Origin of the sequence: Flavobacterium microcysteis (assembly GCF_006385255.1) — a bacterium.
Classification (GTDB): Bacteria; Bacteroidota; Bacteroidia; order Flavobacteriales; family Flavobacteriaceae; genus Flavobacterium; species Flavobacterium microcysteis.
Map to the genome: position 1 here is coordinate 1 of NZ_VFJE01000056.1, position 18,091 is coordinate 18,091.

Consider the following 18,091-nt stretch of genomic DNA (forward strand, 5'->3'; position numbering starts at 1 on the left):
AACTGCCAGGCGTGCCGGGAAGGGTTTGATGAGGGTCATGTGTCTGTATTTGTTTAAGTTAAGTCCTGTTAATTTGTATTAAAACGCAAAGAAATAAATTTTTAGTATAGAAATATAACAAATCATACAAAAAAATATATTTCTTACAAACCTAAACCTATTTGGAAATCTCCAATTACAGAAAATATGTAAAATATGTTAAAGTCTGGCTGGCAAATATAAAATATATAAGATTATAATCAATTAATATAATCGAAATATTTCTTTTATATATTAAAATAATATCACTTTGTTTTAATCTCTGTCACTCAATAAGATAGTTGCTTTACATTTTGGAGAGCAATAAAGTTTGTAATGAGAAAATCTTTAAAAACTTTATAAAATAACAACATTGCATGTTTGCAAGTTATAAAGTATCTTTGCGCCTTAATTCGAAAATCTAAATATGAATAAATTACTGATTGTTGGAACAGTTGCTTTCGACGCTATAGAAACTCCTTTTGGAAAGACAGATAAAATTTTAGGTGGAGCAGGAACTTATATCGGATTGTCCGCTTCTTTTTTTAACCTTAAATCTGCCATAGTTTCTGTTGTGGGTGACGATTTCCCTCAAGAGTATTTAGATTTGCTGACAGAAAGAAATATTGATATTTCAGGATTGGAAATCGTAAAAGGAGGTAAGACTTTCTTTTGGAGCGGACGCTATCACAACGATCTTAATTCCAGAGACACATTAGATACGCAATTAAACACATTGGCAGATTTTCAGCCAAAAGTTCCTCAGGATTTCAAAGATGCTGATGTGGTAATGTTGGGCAACCTGCATCCGTTGGTTCAGGCAAGTGTTTTGGATCAGATGGAGAAAAAACCAAAGTTGGTTGTTTTGGATACAATGAACTTTTGGATGGATTGTGCACTTCCGGAATTATTGGAAGTAATGAAGCGTATTGATGTCATTACTATTAACGACGAAGAAGCAAGACAACTTACTGGAGAATATTCTTTGGTAAAAGCTGCTGCAAAAATCCATACAATGGGTCCGGAATATGTCGTAATTAAAAAAGGGGAGCATGGAGCTCTGCTTTTCCACGGTAAGGAAATTTTCTTTGCACCGGCATTACCATTGGAAGAAGTTTTTGATCCAACTGGAGCTGGAGATACGTTTGCAGGAGGATTTGCTGGATTTATTACGCAGAGTGAAAACGTGTCCTTTAAGAATATGAAAAATGCAATCATTTATGGTTCGAACTTAGCTTCTTTCTGTGTCGAAAAATTTGGAACAGAAAGAATGGAGAACTTGAAAAAAACAGAAGTAGTGGAAAGACTGCAACAGTTCAAGGCCCTCACCCAGTTCGATATCGTATTGGAAGAATAGCGGATAAGACCGAAGCCTCATAATGGGGCTTTTTTTAATTTATATAGGAAAGTTTTTATGCCATATAAAACTTTATAACTGCCACAAAGACCTGAAAAACAAATTGGTACAAGAATTGCTTTAATAACACGACAACTACAACAACACAACAACACAATGAGCGACGCTTTAAAACACGAGTGTGGTATAGCCCTTTTAAGATTAAAAAAACCGTTAGAGTTTTATAAAGAAAAATACGGTTCGGCCTTTTATGGAGTACAAAAAATGTATCTCCTAATGGAAAAGCAACACAACAGAGGGCAAGATGGGGCAGGTTTTGCTAGCATCAAATTTGATGTTGAGCCTGGAGAAAGATACATCAGTCGTGTCCGATCGAATGATCCGCAGCCGATTCAGGATGTCTTTGCCCAAATCAATGCCCGTATCAATGAAGAATTGTCCAATCATCCGGAATATGCAGAAAGTGTAGCGCTTCAGAAAAAAAACATACCTTATATAGGTGAGCTTTTTCTGGGTCATGTGCGTTACGGAACTTTTGGAAAGAACAGTATAGAAAGTGTTCACCCATTCTTGCGTCAGAACAATTGGATGCATAGGAATCTTATTGTAGCCGGAAACTTCAACATGACTAATGTAAAGGAGCTTTTTGATAGCTTGGTTGAATTAGGACAACATCCTAAGGAAATGGCAGATACTGTTACCGTAATGGAAAAGATAGGTCACTTTCTTGATGATGAAGTGACGGGTCTTTATCAAGATTGTAAAAACGAAGGCTATTCCAAAAGGGAAGCTTCTCCTGTTATTGCTGAAAGATTAGATATTGCAAAAATACTTCGCAGAGCCTCAAAAGGCTGGGATGGCGGTTATGCTATGGCAGGTCTTTTTGGTCATGGTGATGCTTTTGTTTTTAGAGATCCAGCTGGAATTCGTCCGGCTTATTTTTATGAAGATGATGAAATTACAGTAGTTGCTTCTGAAAGACCGGTAATACAGACTGTTTTTAACGTACCATTTGATAAAGTGCAGGAACTTGATCCGGGGCACGCCTTAATTATTAAGAAAAACGGTAAAGTATCTAAAGAAGAAATTATTGTTCCTGTAGAAAAGAAATCCTGTTCCTTTGAAAGAATTTATTTCTCAAGAGGAAGTGATGCGGAAATCTACCAGGAAAGAAAAGATTTAGGGAAATTGATTCTTCCGGCTGTATTGGAAGCCATCGATCAGGATACAGACAATACCGTTTTCTCTTATATTCCTAATACGGCCGAAACTTCATTCTATGGTATGGTGGAAGCTGCACAGGATTTTCTTAACCAGAGAAAAAACAACTACATACTCGAAAACAGGAATACATTAACTAAGGAAACTTTACAACAATTACTTGCCGTAAAAATCCGTACTGAAAAAGTAGCCATCAAAGATGCTAAGCTACGTACGTTTATTACCGAAGATAGTAGCCGTGATGATTTGGTTGCCCATGTTTACGATGTGACATATGGTGTGATTAAGCCAGAAGATAACCTTGTTATTATTGATGACAGTATTGTAAGAGGAACCACGCTTAAGAAAAGTATTCTTAAGATGATGGACAGACTGAATCCTAAAAAGATTGTAATTGTATCTTCGGCACCACAAATTCGCTATCCGGACTGCTATGGTATTGATATGGCTAAACTGGAAGGACTAGTGGCTTTTCAGGCAGCTTTGGAGCTTTTGAAAGAAAGAAACCTATACCATATCGTGGACGAAGTTTATGCGAAATGCAAAGCGCAGGAAAACTTCAAGGATACAGATGTAGTCAATTATGTCAATGAAATATATGCTCCGTTCCAGCCAGAGGAAATCTCAGATAAGATTGCCCAAATGCTGAGCTCCGAAGATATAAAAGCAGAAGTAAAGATCATCTTCCAGTCTGTGGAAAACCTGCATGTTGCCTGCCCTAAAAACTTAGGCGATTGGTATTTCACCGGAAACTACCCAACACCAGGAGGGAACAGAGTAGTTAATAGAGCCTTTATGAATTTTTATGAAGGAAAAGACTCAAGAGCATACTAAAAGTAAACGAAATAATGCAGTTGGTCGACTTTATGAAATAGTTAATCTATTTAATTTTGTCGGTTGGCGCAAATTACCTTATATTTGGAGGACCATAGCATTAGTAGGTTAAGTTTATGGTAGATTTGGGGCAAAAAGGGTGGAAGCAATTCCGCCTTTTTTATTTTATAAATTTTGCCATCTCCAACAAACACTTGGGTTCCCGAGGTATTCGAGACCAATTTCTCAGGTTAATTTCCGCACTTTATCGATTATTTATACGCTTCAACAGAAATAGTTGCAGGACAATACAAACACTCGTACTTTCGTAGGACCATAGCATTAGTAGGTTAAGTTTATGGTAGATTTGGGGCAAAAAGGGTGGAAGCAATTCCACCTTTTTTATTTTACAATAGTTTTTTTAAAATAAAAACGCCCTGAATGATCAGGACGTTTTCTCGTTAAAATAAGGGGGAAAATATTATTTCTCCATAGCATATCTTCTCGCAACCTCTTCCCAATTAATTACATTGAAAAAAGCCTCGATGTAATCAGGTCTTCTGTTTTGATAGTTTAGGTAGTATGCATGTTCCCAAACATCCATTCCTAAGATTGGTGTACCACCGCAACCTACATCCGGCATTAAAGGATTGTCCTGGTTAGGAGTGCCGCAAACATCAAGCTTGCCGCCTTTATGAACACAAAGCCAAGCCCATCCTGAACCAAACTGAGTCGCTCCGGCCTTTGAGAATTTCGCTTTGAACTCTTCAAAAGTTCCGAAATCTCTTTCGATAGCATCCAAAAGATCTCCTTTTGGAAGTCCGCCACCGTTTGGAGACATTACTTTCCAGAATAAATTGTGGTTATAAAAACCACCGCCGTTATTTCTTACAGCCGCATTCTTTTTATCAAGATTGATAAGGATATTTTCAATAGTCAAACCATCTAGGTCAGTGCCTTGAATAGCCGCATTCAGGTTGGTTGTGTAGGCATTATGGTGCTTTGAATGATGGATTTCCATTGTTCTAGCATCAATGTGCGGTTCTAGTGCATCATAAGCGTACGGTAATTTTGGTAATTCAAAAGCCATAGTATATATTTTTATTCAGATTAATAAATATTTTATTCAAATTTAAACATTTAACTTTGGAATAAGAAATACTATTTTGTTATAATTACATTGGTGAAAATGATAATATCCTAGAAAACACAGGGAATCAGGCAAAAAAACTGCATTTTTAAAAAAGAAATCACATAAAATAATAACAAAAAGATACAAAAGCTCGTTTTAGTTGTATGTGCAACAAACAATTTTGTTTATTAAAGTTAACCTATGAAAACCCCTCATTTTCTCTTTCTATTCCTTTTGATTAATTTTTCGGTATATGGACAATATACATATGATAAATCTAAAATTTCAAATAAGGTTTTAAAGGTTGTTAAAAAGATTGAAAAGGTTAATGTTTACATGGGTGCGGCAGTTGGATATGGTGGAATGAAACCTGAACAATATGAGAATTTTGAAAAGCTTAAAGAAATAGCTACTCCAAAAGAATTGATTGCTTTAACAAATCATCCAAATACAACAGTAAGATGTTATGCATTTAGTGCCTTAGTGTCAGATGAAAAGTTAAAAGGATCTATTGATATATTTAAAATAGTAAAAGATCATATTTACGATTATGAGTCAGTCAGTACACAGTTTGGTTGTGTTGGGAGTGATATGTCAGTGTCAGATCTTTTTATAGGTAGGGTAGTAATGCGAGAAGATTATGAGGAAGATTTTTATAGATACAAGTTAAATAATCAGCAACAAAGAGAAATAGATAGCCTGCTTATTCTAAAAAAAAATAATTCCTATGCCAGGCGAAACGCAATTCAAACTATGGAAACTAATGCTCAGAATTATGCTTTGCTAAGAACATTAGTAATTGAAGAAAAGAACAATGATGCATTGCCAAAACTTGCAGCATATAAAAAAGAAGAAGACCTGCAGCTTATTCTGGACTTTCATAAAACCAAAACAGATACAAATGAATATGAGAAATTGCATGCTGTTTACCTTGCAATTCAGGAATTTCCACATCCTATCTTTTTATCTCTTTTAAAGGAAGAACAAAGCAATGCTTTTGACGAAAAGGATTATAGTGAAGAATGGGGGCTGCTTTATAAATTAATAGCCGGATATAAAAATCAAGAAGCATTGCAGCTACTCCAATTGCCTTTTACAAAAATTGTCTCCCCTGACATTCGAAAACACCATCTTGTTTTTATGTATAGTGCAATAATGGATTTTCCTAATCCTCTTTACGATCCGTTGTTGTGGGATCTTTGGGAGAAAGAGAATATCAGCACACTCGAATCCATTAATCATTTGATGGATTTGGATTCAAAAAGAGGCTATAAGGCTATAAGAAAAGAATTTGGGGTAACGGCAGAAATTAAAAAAACCAATCTCAATCTGGACAGAAAGGAATTTGGTGAGATAGAATACAAGGTAGAACTAATGCTGAACTTGATGATGGAAAATGAAAAAGAAATTGCATTTGAAGTAATCAGTAATAAAATAAGGCAAACAGAGGAGTATTTTCGATTGTACTGTAAGTATGCTTTAAAACTTAAAAATCCGATATTTGTAGAGCCGCTTTTAGAAAGATTAAGAACTGAACATAGGCCACATTTTTATCTGGAAACTGTAAGAACACTGCTTGATTATAATGAAGATACAGTTAATACGGAAATTGTCAAGATATTGTCGGTTAATGAAAACCTTACCGAAGGTTGGGGCGGCACAGAATTAAAAGGAATGTTGTTAGAGAAAAAACTGATAAAAGAATAAAATGCACAAAACCGCATTTACATTATATGACGCTTCAGCTGGTTCGGGAAAAACTTTTACGCTGGTAAAAGAATACCTGAAGATACTCCTGACATCCTCAAAAAACGATGCTTACCGGAATATCCTTGCCATTACATTTACCAATAAGGCCGTAGGCGAGATGAAAAGCAGGATTGTTTCCAGTCTTTCTGAATTTGCCAAAGACGAGCCTGGCCCAAAAGCTGTAGAGCTTATGGAGGCTATACAGCAGGAAACTACGCTGAATGCCATCGATATCAAAATAAAAGCCAGACAGATTATCAAAAATATCATTCACAATTATGCATCGTTTGATATTTCTACAATCGACAAATTTACCCATAAGGTCATCCGTGCCTTTGCGCATGACTTGGGCCTGCCCATTACTTTTGATGTTTCGTTAGAAACCGATAATCTTTTGACAGAAGCTGTAGATGCCATCATTGCACAAGCCGGAGAAGATGAAACACTCACCAAACTCTTGGTGGATTTCACAATGGAAAAGACGGATGATGACAAAAGCTGGGATGTGACAAGAGAAATTCTCGATACCGGAAAACTGCTGTTGAATGAAAACAACCGAAATGAAATTGTCCATTTTCAAGATAAATCCATTTCGGAATTCGTAGAAATAAAAAAGAAAATACAGCAGGTCGTTAATGACCTCGAAACGGAATGTGTGGTTTTGGCACAAGAAGCTATTTCTGTAATAACAGCTGCTGGAATCGATGAGAAATCCTTTTCAGGAGGCTATTTTCCAAAACACCTGCTGAGCATCAAAGAAGGCAAGTTCAATCCAAAAAACAAAACCTATCACGATGCCGAAGACATAAAAATAAACAAGACCGCAAAAGACAAGGATGCTATTGAAGGTATTATTCCCGAGCTGCTTTCACTTTTGAAGCATGTTTATACAAATCAGGAAAGAATAGCTTTTTATACAGCTTTCCTAAAAAACATCACACCCCTGTCCTTATTGAATACCGTAAGCCAGGAACTATCAAAAATCCAGAAAGAGCAAAATATCTTGTCGATTTCGGAATTCAATGCCATTATCTATAAAGAAATCCAGAATCAGCCGGCGCCATTCATTTATGAAAGACTGGGTGAAAAGTACAAACACTTCTTTATAGACGAATTTCAGGATACCTCAGAAATGCAATGGCAGAATCTTATTCCGCTAATTGATAATGCGCTTTCAAGCGAAGACTTGCAGGGCGAAAGAGGCTCGCTTATGATTGTAGGCGACCCGAAACAGTCCATTTACCGTTGGCGTGGTGGTAAGGCGGAACAATTTATCGAACTGGGCAAAGACCATAATCCGTTTAATAATCCGGATAAGAAAATTGAACATCTCGACAGGAATTTCAGAAGTTATTCAGAAATCATCCGGTTCAATAATGATTTTTTTAAGATGATTTCAGGACAGTTTACCAATCTGGACTATAAGGACCTCTACGAAAATCACAGCCATCAGAAACACAATTCTAAAATAGGCGGCTACATCAATATTTCCTTTCTTCCAAAAATAGAGAAAACAGAAGGCGATGATGAAGAAACTCTAGATAAAACCAGACAGTATGTACAGGCAACACTTGTCGCTATCAAAAAATCGCTATCAAAAGGATTTGATTATAGTGACATAGCGATCCTGACCCGAAGACGAGATCAGGGAATTGCAATGGCCGGTTATCTGACCGAGCAGGGAATACCCATACTTTCTTCAGAAACCTTGATGATTGAAAACGCAACCGAAGTAATTTTTATATTGAATGTGCTTCGTTACCTGAATAACAGTAGCAATCTCGAAGCAAAAGCCTATCTGTTACAATATATTGGGGAATACGTACAGCAGCAACTTCCGGTACACGATTTTATTTTTCAGGGTATGGAAAATAAAAGTGAAAAGGAGTTTGAAAAATGGCTGATGACCTTTGATATTTCGCTATCGTTTCAGGAACTCAGAAGAAAGTCATTGTACGAAACGGTAGAAAGTATCGTCTCAAAATTCATAAACCTCAAACAAAACAATGCCTATATTCAGTATTTTCTGGATTTGGTGCTGGAGCGGGATATTAAAAATCAGGCTGGAATTACGGATTTCCTTTCCTATTGGGATAAAAACGGATATAAATTTAGTATTCCTTCTCCCGAAGGAAAAAATGCAGTCCGTATCCTGACCATTCACAAATCGAAAGGATTGGAATTTCCGGTAGTGATTTTTCCATTTGCAGAAGAAGATTATTCCAGAAGGCCTAAAGACAAATTATGGCTTGACAGCGAAGACACTATTTCTGAATTGCCACGTGTACTGATTGATAACAGCAGTGCAGTAGAAGGTTTTGGAGAGGAAGCCTCTTTGGTTTATCAGCAAAAAAAACAAGAAGACCTGCTCGACAATGTCAACGTATTATATGTAGCGTTAACTCGTGCCGAAGAACAGCTTTATATTATTTCGAGCATGAACCTTTCGGCAAAAGGAGAATTGCCTAAAAACAATATGGCGCTATTTTTCATCAACTACCTGGAACAATTTTCCGATTTCGACATCCAAAAGCACGAATACGAAATTGGAAGCCCGGAAAGAATTTCTAGGGAAAGCAGTAGCATAGAAGAAGCAAGGAAGATTCCTTTTGTTAAGGAAATCTTGAATCCGAAAAATATAAAAATTGCCCAACGCGAATCATTGATGTGGGGAACGCATCAGCAAAAAGCGATTGAGTATGGAAATATTGTCCATGAAATACTATCGTATGTTCGGACGGCTTCGGATGTTGGATTGGCGCTGGCCAAAGCAATAGAAAACGGACTGATTGTTGAGAGTCAGCAGGAAGAAGTTTCCAAAACTCTACGTTTAATATTGAACCATCCGGAACTCACTGATTATTTTGCAGACGGCAACAACGTCATGAACGAACAGACAATTATAAGGAAAGAAGGAACGCCTATCAAGCCTGACCGTATGGTTATGGCCCAAGATAATAAGGTATACTTGCTCGATTATAAAACAGGTTCGCACAATCAGAAATACCAGCAACAGTTGGAATCGTATGAACAGGCCATAGAAAAAATGGGATTTCAGGTTGCCAAAAAAGCATTAGTATATATTGGAGAAGAAGTAAATGTAGTAAATTTGTAAAGTCAAGAAGAAAAGCCATTTGTCTGATGATAGTTGGCATTGAATAATAAAAACCAAATACAAAAAATATGTACGGAAAAATCCAGCAGTATCTGCAAGACGAATTGCAAACCATAGAAGACAATGGGATTTTCAAAAAAGAAAGAATAATTACTTCGCGGCAAGGAGCAGAAATCACAATTTCAACCGGAGAAAAGGTGTTGAACTTCTGTGCCAATAACTATCTTGGGTTGTCATCGCATCCGGAAGTAGTTCAGGCGGCCAAAGATGCTTTGGATACACATGGCTTCGGAATGTCGTCTGTTCGCTTTATCTGCGGAACGCAAGATATCCACAAAACTTTAGAAAAAAAGATTGCTGATTTCTACGGAACTGAAGATACAATCTTATATGCGGCAGCTTTTGATGCCAACGGAGGTGTATTCGAGCCTTTGTTTGGAGAAAATGATGCCATTATATCAGACTCTTTAAACCATGCGTCTATTATCGATGGTGTTCGTTTGTGTAAAGCAGCACGCTACCGTTATGAAAACAGTAACATGGAAGATTTGGAGCAACAGTTGATCAAGGCGAACGAAGCGGGTCACCGTTTCAAGATTATTGTTACTGATGGAGTTTTCTCAATGGACGGATTGGTGGCGCCATTAGACAAGATTTGTGATCTGGCTGATAAATATGATGCTTTGGTTATGGTAGACGAATGTCATGCAGCCGGATTCATTGGTGCTACCGGAAAAGGGACTTTGGAAGCCAAAGGTGTAATGGGAAGAGTAGATATCATTACCGGAACGCTTGGAAAAGCTCTAGGAGGTGCTATGGGCGGTTATACAACAGCTAAAAAAGAAATCATTGAACTATTGCGTCAGCGTTCAAGACCTTATTTGTTTTCAAATTCATTAGCGCCTTCAATTGTAGGAGCGTCAATCAAGGTTTTTGAGCTTTTAGAAAAGGATACTACTTTGAGAGATAAGCTGGAATGGAATACCAATTATTTCAAAAAAGGAATGAAAGATGCAGGCTTTGATATCATTGATGGAGACTCGGCAATCGTCCCTGTGATGCTTTATGACGCCAAATTATCACAAAATATGGCTAATGAATTGTTAAAAGAAGGGATTTATGTAATAGGATTTTTCTTTCCTGTTGTTCCAAGAGACAAAGCAAGAATAAGAGTACAGCTTTCTGCGGCTCACACAAAAGAGCACTTAGATGCTGCTATTCAGGCATTTACGGTTGTAGGAAAAAGGTTAAAAGTAATAGAAACAGACTTTTAACTAAATTTGAGTTAATTTTTTAACATAAATCTTTGTAATTACCTTTTAACATATTACTTTTGTCTTAATTAACGTATTGTAATCTAATAAAATTAAGTATGAAACATCTAAACAAAATTTTTGCTGCTATGTTGTTAGCTGTAGGCTTAAACGCCACTGCGCAGGATAGCGACAATCCATGGGCTATTTCCTTTGGAGCTAATGCTGTAGATACAAGATTTAGTGCAGCTAAGAAATTTGAAGATCAGTTTTCGAATTTTTTCAATGTAAAAGACAACTGGAACATTTTGCCTTCAGTTTCTTATTTGAATGTATCTAGATACGTAGGTTCTGGATTCACTTTCGGGGTAACAGGATCTGTGAACAGAATTGATAAATTTGTGAATAAAGTTCCTGGTACTTTAAACACTTTTGAAGCTACTAATCCAGGTGACTTGACATATTACGCAGTAGATGGTATCGTTAAGTACAGCTTTATGAACTTGATCGGTTCTAAAGTTATCGATCCTTATGCTCACCTTGGTGGAGGTTACACTTTCTTTGGTGATGCTAGCTACGGAACAGTAAACGGAGGTTTAGGTTTGACTTTATGGTTCACAGAAACTGTAGGTTTGACTCTTCAATCTACTTACAAACATTCATTTGATGAGGATTTAAGACGTCCAAACGGTGATGTTCCAACTCACATTCAGCACTTTGCAGGTCTTACTTTCAAATTCGGAGGTAAAGATACAGACGGTGACGGAATCTATGACAAAGATGATGCTTGTCCAGACCAAGCTGGTCTAAAACAATTCCAAGGATGTCCTGATACTGACGGTGACGGTATTCCTGATAAAGATGACGCTTGTCCAGAAATCGCTGGTTTAGCAGCATTCCAAGGATGTCCTGATACTGACGGTGACGGTATTCCTGATAAAGACGATGCTTGTCCAAACGAAGCTGGTACTAAAGCTATGAAAGGATGTCCAGACAGAGACGGTGACGGTGTTGCTGACAATGTTGACAAATGTCCAGATGTTAAAGGACCAAAAGAAAATGGTGGATGTCCATGGCCAGATAGAGATGGTGACGGTGTATTCGATAAAGATGACAGATGTCCAGATGTGAAAGGTACAGTTGCTAACAACGGTTGTCCAGAAATCTCTGAAGAGCAAGTTAACAAATTGAATGCTTACGCTAAAACAATCTTGTTTAACAGTGGTAAAGCTACTTTCAAACCAGAAACTATGCCAGTATTGGAAGCTATCAACGCTATCCTTAAAGAATACCCAACTTCAAGATTCTCTATTGAAGGACACACTGACAGCGACGGTTCAAATGCGTTAAACCAAACGCTTTCTGAAAACAGAGCTGCAGCAGTTAAAAACTTCTTGATTGAAAACGGAATCGAATCTTCTAGACTTAGATCTACAGGTTTCGGTGAAACTAAACCAATCGATACTAACAAAACTGCTAAAGGTAAAGCTAACAACAGAAGAGTTGAAGTGAAATTGATCAAAGATTAATTTTAATCTAAATAGTTTTAAAAACGCCTCGATTTATCGGGGCGTTTTTTTATTTTTATCCTATGGTAGAAACTACTTTTTTAGATAAAATCGCTTCAATAATACTGGACGGGAGTACAAATTCATTATCCGATCTGGTAGTAGTATTGCCAAACAAAAGAGCTAAGGTTTTCCTTATTGAAGCACTTAGAAATAAGACAGAAAATACCATTTTAGCTCCCCAGATTATCAGTATCGAAGATTTTATCCAGGATATTGCAGGAATCCGTTCCATTGACAATATTGAGCTCGTATTTGAATTCTATGAAGTTTATTTGAGTGTCACTGATAAAGAAAAACAGCAGCCTTTTGAATTGTTTGCCAATTGGGGCAAAACCTTATTGCAAGATTTTAATGAAATAGACAGATATCTGTTAGAGCCTAACCATGTACTTTCCTATCTCAAAGACATCGAAGACATTAAACATTGGTCTGTTGATGCAGAGAAAAGGACGCCAATGATTGATAATTATCTTCAATTCTGGAGCCTGCTTCCAAAATATTATGAAGCGTTGTATAGCCATCTTTTAAATAAGGGAATCGGATATCAGGGTTTGATTTACAGGGAATCAGTTAGCAATCTCGATCATTTCTCAAATGCTATCGGCAATAAAGAATTTCTTTTTGCAGGCTTTAATGCCCTGAATGCTTCCGAAGAAAAAATTGTGCAGCATTTATTAGCGACAGAAAAAGCCAGGATTTTTTGGGATGCCGACGAAACTTTCCTTAACGATCCGTTTCATGATGCTGGATTGTTTTTAAGACGTTTTAAAGAAAGCTGGAAACATTACAAGAGTCATCCTTTTGAATGGATTGTAGGCGATTTTAAGCAGCAAAAAAACATACAGGTTATTGGTACGCCTAAAACTATCGGACAAGCAAAAATCGCAGGGAAAATAGTAGAAGAATATGCCAAAGGAGAAAGCACACTAAATAAAACGGCAGTAGTTCTTGGAGAAGAAAATCTTTTGGTGCCCTTGTTGTATTCGTTGCCAGCGTCTGTATCGGCTCTGAACATTACAATGGGATATTCCGGGAAAAATAATCCTGCTCAGATTTTGATAGCAAAGCTGTTTAAGCTGCATTCCAATGCGCTTTCCAGAAATCCGAACAGTTATGTTTTCTACTACAAAGATGTTCTGGATGTACTCACGCATCCGTTAGTAGAACCTTATTCAAAAACTTCTGATTTGGTAAACACCATCAATCAGAACAACTATACATTCATTACCTACAATAAGCTTTTTGAGCTGAATCAGTCTCAAAGCGATTTGTTTTTATTGCTATTCCATAAATGGGATAATGGCTGTATGTCGGTTTTGGAAACGATCTCCAATCTCCTGCTCCAGATCAAATCCAATTTGAGCAGTGATGACGAAGGAGAAAAAATCACAAAAGCATTCGTATACTCGATTTTCAAGGTAATCAATAAGCTGATGAATTATTATTCAAAACATAAGCATATTGATACTATAGAAACTCTTTTTGCGATTTATAAGCAAATTATTGACCTTGCTGAGGTTTCTTTTGAAGGCGAGCCGCTTAATGGATTGCAGATTATGGGAGTTTTAGAAAGCCGTGTTCTGGATTTTGAAACAGTTATTGTGACTTCCATGAACGAAGGGAAATTTCCGGCGGGTAAATCTCAAAATTCGTTTATTCCATATGATGTGAAACGAGAATTAGGATTGCCAACATTCAAGGAAAAAGACGCAATCTATACCTATCACTTTTATCATTTGCTGCAACGGGCAAAAAATATCTACCTGCTTTACAATACGGAAAGCGAAGGATTGGACGGAGGTGAAAAAAGCCGATTCATTACCCAGCTGGAAGTAGAGAAGCAGAAAAACCACAACATCACGCAAGAAATTTATAATGCTGCTTTACCAGATGTTGCCTACCGTCCGATAGTAATTCCAAAATCGGAAAGCGTCATGCTGCGCCTTAAAGAAATTGCAGAAAAAGGCTTTTCGCCTTCGGCTTTGACAAGCTACATCCGCAACCCGATACAGTTCTATATGCAGAAAATTCTTCGCATTAGGGAAGTAGAAGAAGTGGAAGAAAATATTGCCCTGAATACGTTGGGAACAATCATACACGAAACCTTACGGGTTTTATATGAGCCTTATATCGGTAAATTTTTATCAGCCAATGATATCAAAAATTGTATAAAGCTGATTGATGATGAGGTGTTGAGGCAGTTTAAGATTGTTTACAAAGAAGGAGAAATCAAAAAAGGGCGAAACCTGCTTGCTTTTGAAGTAGCCAAAAGAAATGTCCTTAATTTCCTGAAACTGGAATTACAGGAAATTGAAAATGGTGATGCCGTAAAAATAATTGCTCTGGAACAAACCTATGAAAGGCTTTTGGAACATCCCAAATTGCCTTATCCGGTATTGATTAAAGGAAATGTAGACAGGATTGAACAACGAAACGGAAAAATCAGGATTATCGATTATAAGACGGGTAAAGTTGATGGGAAAGAAGTAGCGTTGAAGCAATGGGACAAGCTGACAGACGAAATAAAAAATGACAAGATTATCCAGGTTTTGGCCTATGCCTTTATGTATGAGCCCAACTTGGAAGGACAAGAAATAGAAGTTGGAATTATTTCATTCAAAAACTTGAAATCGGGCTTCTTGCCATTTCTGTTCAAAATAGACAAGACTGAAATTTCAGTCATAAATGAAGAAATATCTGGTAGTTATATAGAGCAGATGGTTTTGCTTTTAAATGAAATCTTAGATAAGGATATTCCTTTTAGGGAGAAATTCTAAACGGTTTTAAAGAAATCCAGTAATTCTTTCTTCAGTTCGTCACGATTTTCAATCGGGCTCATATGTCCGTCAGGAAAAGTGAGCAGTCTTGCCGAGGTGTTTTCTATCTGATCAATATTTTCTCCATAATTTAAAACCGGATCGCTTTTGCCAAGAACCAGTAAAATAGGATAGGGTGCAAAATGCAGGATGACTTCTCTATCTTTTCTGGTTTTCATACCTTCCAAAGAAGCTACTATTCCTTGCAAAGGAGTTTTTAATGCCTCTTCTTTTACGTTTTCAATTTCAGAAGCCAGCCTTTCGCGATTGTTTTCGCTGAACAGGTTTGCGATAGAAAGGCGTACGAAATTAGAGTAGTTCTGTTTTACAGCTTTAATAGCACGGTCACGGTTCGTTTTACGTTCGTCACTGTCAGCTCTGGATGTCGAATTAAGCAATACGATTCCTTTAACAGCATCAGGATACAATTCTGCAAAAGCCAGGGCAACATAACCACCCATAGAATGTCCGACAAAAGCCGCTTTTCTAATTTTTAGTTCCGACAATACGGCATGAACTGCATCGGCATTATCTTCCATAGAATGTATATAACCCATAGGTTCTGTTGCTCCATGGCCTAATAAATCAATGCAAATAATTCGGTATTTCTTAGAAAACTCCGGAATAAAATACGTCCACATCGTGCTATTTTCCAGAAAGCCATGAAGGAAGACAATAGCCGTTCCCTTGCCAGAATCGGAATAAGAAATGGTCGTGTTTTTATGAATTATCTGTTTCAAGCCGCTAGTTTTATTTTGCAAAGGTAAATCCCTTTTTTGTTAGATTATATTTTTTTGCCACAGATTAAAGGATTTTAATGATTTCTGTAATCAGAAACAAAAAAGCGGCCCGCAATCAACGAGCCGCCCTCAAAATCTTAAGTCTAAAGATTAAAGTCTAAAGTCTTAAATCAAAAATCATAAATCACAAATCCAAAATCTGCGATCTTAAATCACAAATCCCCAATCTATTGATTCATCAAACTTTCAATTTCCTCAATTTCAATAGGGATATTACGCATCAAGTTAAATGGTTCTCCACTTTCTTGTACAACCACGTTGTCTTCCAATCGGATACCGAAACCTTCAGATGGAATATAGATTCCCGGTTCTACGGTAAATACCATATTGGCTTGCATTGGCTCGTGAAGCAATCCATAATCATGCGTGTCCAGTCCCATGTGGTGGGAAGTTCCGTGCATAAAATATTTTTTATAAGCCGGCCAGTCCGGATTTTCATTTTGAACATCAGCTTTGTCAATAAGCCCTAATCCTAATAATTCAGAGGTCATCAGCTTACCAACTTCAACATGATATTGTTTCCAAAGAGTTCCTGGAACAAGCATTTTTGTAGCCTCATTTTTTACTCTCAACACCGCATTATAAACGGCTTTCTGTCTGTCAGTATAACGCCCGGAAACAGGAATCGTTCTTGATAAATCGCTGGAATAATTAGCGTATTCAGCAGCAACATCAAGCAATATCAAATCACCGGCTTTACATTGTTGGTTGTTTTCAATATAGTGCAATACGTTTGCATTGTTTCCTGATGCAATAATTGGCGTATAAGCAAAACCTTTAGAACGGTTTCGGATAAACTCATGGATTAATTCGGCTTCAATCTCATATTCCGTTACATTAGGCTTTACAAAAGACAAAAGTCTTCTGAATCCTTTTTCCGTAATATTACAAGCCTGTTGAATCAAATCGATTTCTTCGCTTTCTTTAACCGAACGAAGGCGTTGAAGGATAGGATTTGATTTTTCTACTTTATGAGCCGGATAATTTTCTTTCCACCATTTTACAAAACGAGCCTCTCGGGTTTCGGTTTCAATCGTTGCACGGTAATGCTCGTTAGTATTGATGTAAATAGTGTCAGAATATGCCATGATTTCTTTCAAAGTCTTGTTGAAATCTTGTAACCAAATTACGGTCTTGATTCCGGAAACTTCAAAAGCTCTTTCTTTTGTCAGTTTTTCACCTTCCCAAATGGCAATATGTTCGTTTGTTTCTTTCAGGAAAAGAATTTCTTTTAAGTGCTCATACGGAGCGTCAGGGAAAAGAAGCAAGATGCTTTCTTCCTGGTCGATACCGCTTAAATAAAAAATATCTCTATGCTGTGCAAAAGGCAGGGTGCTGTCTGCAGAAACAGGATAAATATCGTTAGAATTAAAAACAGCAACACTGTTTGGTTTCATTTGAGACGTGAACTTTTGGCGATTTTTAATAAAAAGCTGACGGTCTATTTGATGGTATTTCATAAATAAATGCTTTTGAAGATTGTATTTTCAAAAGTAGCGAAAGATATTTTTTGGCAAGTAGCCAAATGGCGTTATTTTATGTTTTTTCGAATACGACTCATGTGTCGGGAAGAAATCCCGAGAAAAGAAGACAAATAATGCAAGGGAACCTCCTGAAGCAATTTTGGTTCTGTTGAAAGCAATTTTTGATAGCGTTCTTCCGGAGATAAGGTTAGGAGGTCAATACGATAATCGTCAATAAGGCAAAGCTGTTTTTCAATCAGGTTGTAATAAAACTGATGAAAAGCTTCGTTATTTTCGATTAGGTTTTTAAAGGTAGGAAGATCAACAATCCATAATCCGCAATCCGCAATTGCTTTGATGCTTTTACGGGAAGGTTTTCCAAATAAAAAGCTGTTTAAAGAACTCGTGACAGAATTACGCAAAGCCAGATACGTTGTTTTTTCTTCGCCGTCAACCACTATAGCATGCTGAAGAATGCCGCTTTCGATATAACAGAAGTGTTGGCAGATTTCGCCTTCCTTTACAAAAAAGTCATTTTTCTTTAAAGGAAGGTATGTAAATGCATTTTTTGATTTTTCAAGCAGCTCCAGGAATGAATCATCATCGGTATTGGAAAATACGGTGAGGTAATCTAGGAAAAGGGATGGAGCTGTTTTCATGAAAGCAAAATTACCTAAAAATAGTTAAGCGGGTGAGTTGGTATCTTGCATTTTATAATAAAACAAGATAATTTCAGTAGTGCAAACCGCAGATAATAGGATTTTTATAGATTTAAAACCAAGC

Annotated in this window: 11 protein-coding genes; 7 read left to right on the forward strand and 4 right to left on the reverse strand. The window is 37.0% G+C overall.

Features of this window, described 5'->3' with window-relative positions:
- The first annotated feature begins 445 nt into the window (after positions 1–445).
- Positions 446–1,375: a PfkB family carbohydrate kinase gene (locus FJA49_RS13785; RefSeq protein ID WP_140001514.1), complete on the forward strand. Its 930-nt coding sequence runs from the start codon at positions 446–448 to the stop codon at positions 1,373–1,375.
- 156 nt (positions 1,376–1,531) lie between these two features.
- Entirely contained in the window at positions 1,532–3,430 is a 1,899-nt protein-coding gene (locus FJA49_RS13790; RefSeq protein WP_140001515.1) for an amidophosphoribosyltransferase, read from the forward strand.
- Between the two features lie 460 nt (positions 3,431–3,890).
- Here FJA49_RS13790 and FJA49_RS13795 read toward each other — a convergent pair whose 3' ends face one another.
- Positions 3,891–4,499, reverse strand: coding sequence for a superoxide dismutase (locus tag FJA49_RS13795; RefSeq protein ID WP_140001516.1), 609 nt, complete (start codon positions 4,497–4,499; stop codon positions 3,891–3,893).
- 276 nt (positions 4,500–4,775) lie between these two features.
- Here FJA49_RS13795 and FJA49_RS13800 point away from each other — a divergent pair, with 276 nt between their 5' ends.
- From FJA49_RS13800 to FJA49_RS13820, 5 genes are all read left to right on the forward strand, one after another.
- On the forward strand, positions 4,776–6,248 hold the full coding sequence (locus FJA49_RS13800) for a hypothetical protein (protein WP_140001517.1): 1,473 nt from the start codon (positions 4,776–4,778) through the stop codon (positions 6,246–6,248).
- Position 6,249: 1 nt separating this feature from the next.
- Positions 6,250–9,405 (forward strand): UvrD-helicase domain-containing protein, encoded by a 3,156-nt coding sequence (locus FJA49_RS13805; RefSeq protein ID WP_140001518.1) that lies wholly within the window; start codon positions 6,250–6,252, stop codon positions 9,403–9,405.
- A gap of 68 nt (positions 9,406–9,473) precedes the next feature.
- Positions 9,474–10,679, forward strand: a complete 1,206-nt coding sequence (gene kbl / locus FJA49_RS13810; RefSeq protein ID WP_140001519.1) for a glycine C-acetyltransferase — start codon at positions 9,474–9,476, stop codon at positions 10,677–10,679.
- Between the two features lie 98 nt (positions 10,680–10,777).
- On the forward strand, positions 10,778–12,187 hold the full coding sequence (locus tag FJA49_RS13815; protein ID WP_140001520.1) for an OmpA family protein: 1,410 nt from the start codon (positions 10,778–10,780) through the stop codon (positions 12,185–12,187).
- A gap of 62 nt (positions 12,188–12,249) precedes the next feature.
- Entirely contained in the window at positions 12,250–15,006 is a 2,757-nt protein-coding gene (locus FJA49_RS13820; RefSeq protein ID WP_140001521.1) for a PD-(D/E)XK nuclease family protein, read from the forward strand.
- On the opposite strand, the gene FJA49_RS13825 is transcribed toward FJA49_RS13820, so the two are convergent.
- From FJA49_RS13825 to FJA49_RS13835, 3 genes are all read right to left on the reverse strand, one after another.
- Positions 15,003–15,785: an alpha/beta fold hydrolase gene (locus tag FJA49_RS13825; RefSeq protein ID WP_140001522.1), complete on the reverse strand. Its 783-nt coding sequence runs from the start codon at positions 15,783–15,785 to the stop codon at positions 15,003–15,005. The genes FJA49_RS13820 and FJA49_RS13825 overlap by 4 nt on opposite strands.
- A 227-nt stretch (positions 15,786–16,012) precedes the next feature.
- Entirely contained in the window at positions 16,013–17,305 is a 1,293-nt protein-coding gene (locus FJA49_RS13830) for an aminopeptidase P family protein (RefSeq protein ID WP_140001523.1), read from the reverse strand.
- Positions 17,306–17,376: 71 nt separating this feature from the next.
- The gene (locus tag FJA49_RS13835) at positions 17,377–17,967 is read right to left on the reverse strand and encodes a Crp/Fnr family transcriptional regulator (RefSeq protein ID WP_140001524.1); all 591 of its coding nucleotides are present in this window, start codon (positions 17,965–17,967) and stop codon (positions 17,377–17,379) included.
- Between the last annotated feature and the right edge of the window lie 124 nt (positions 17,968–18,091).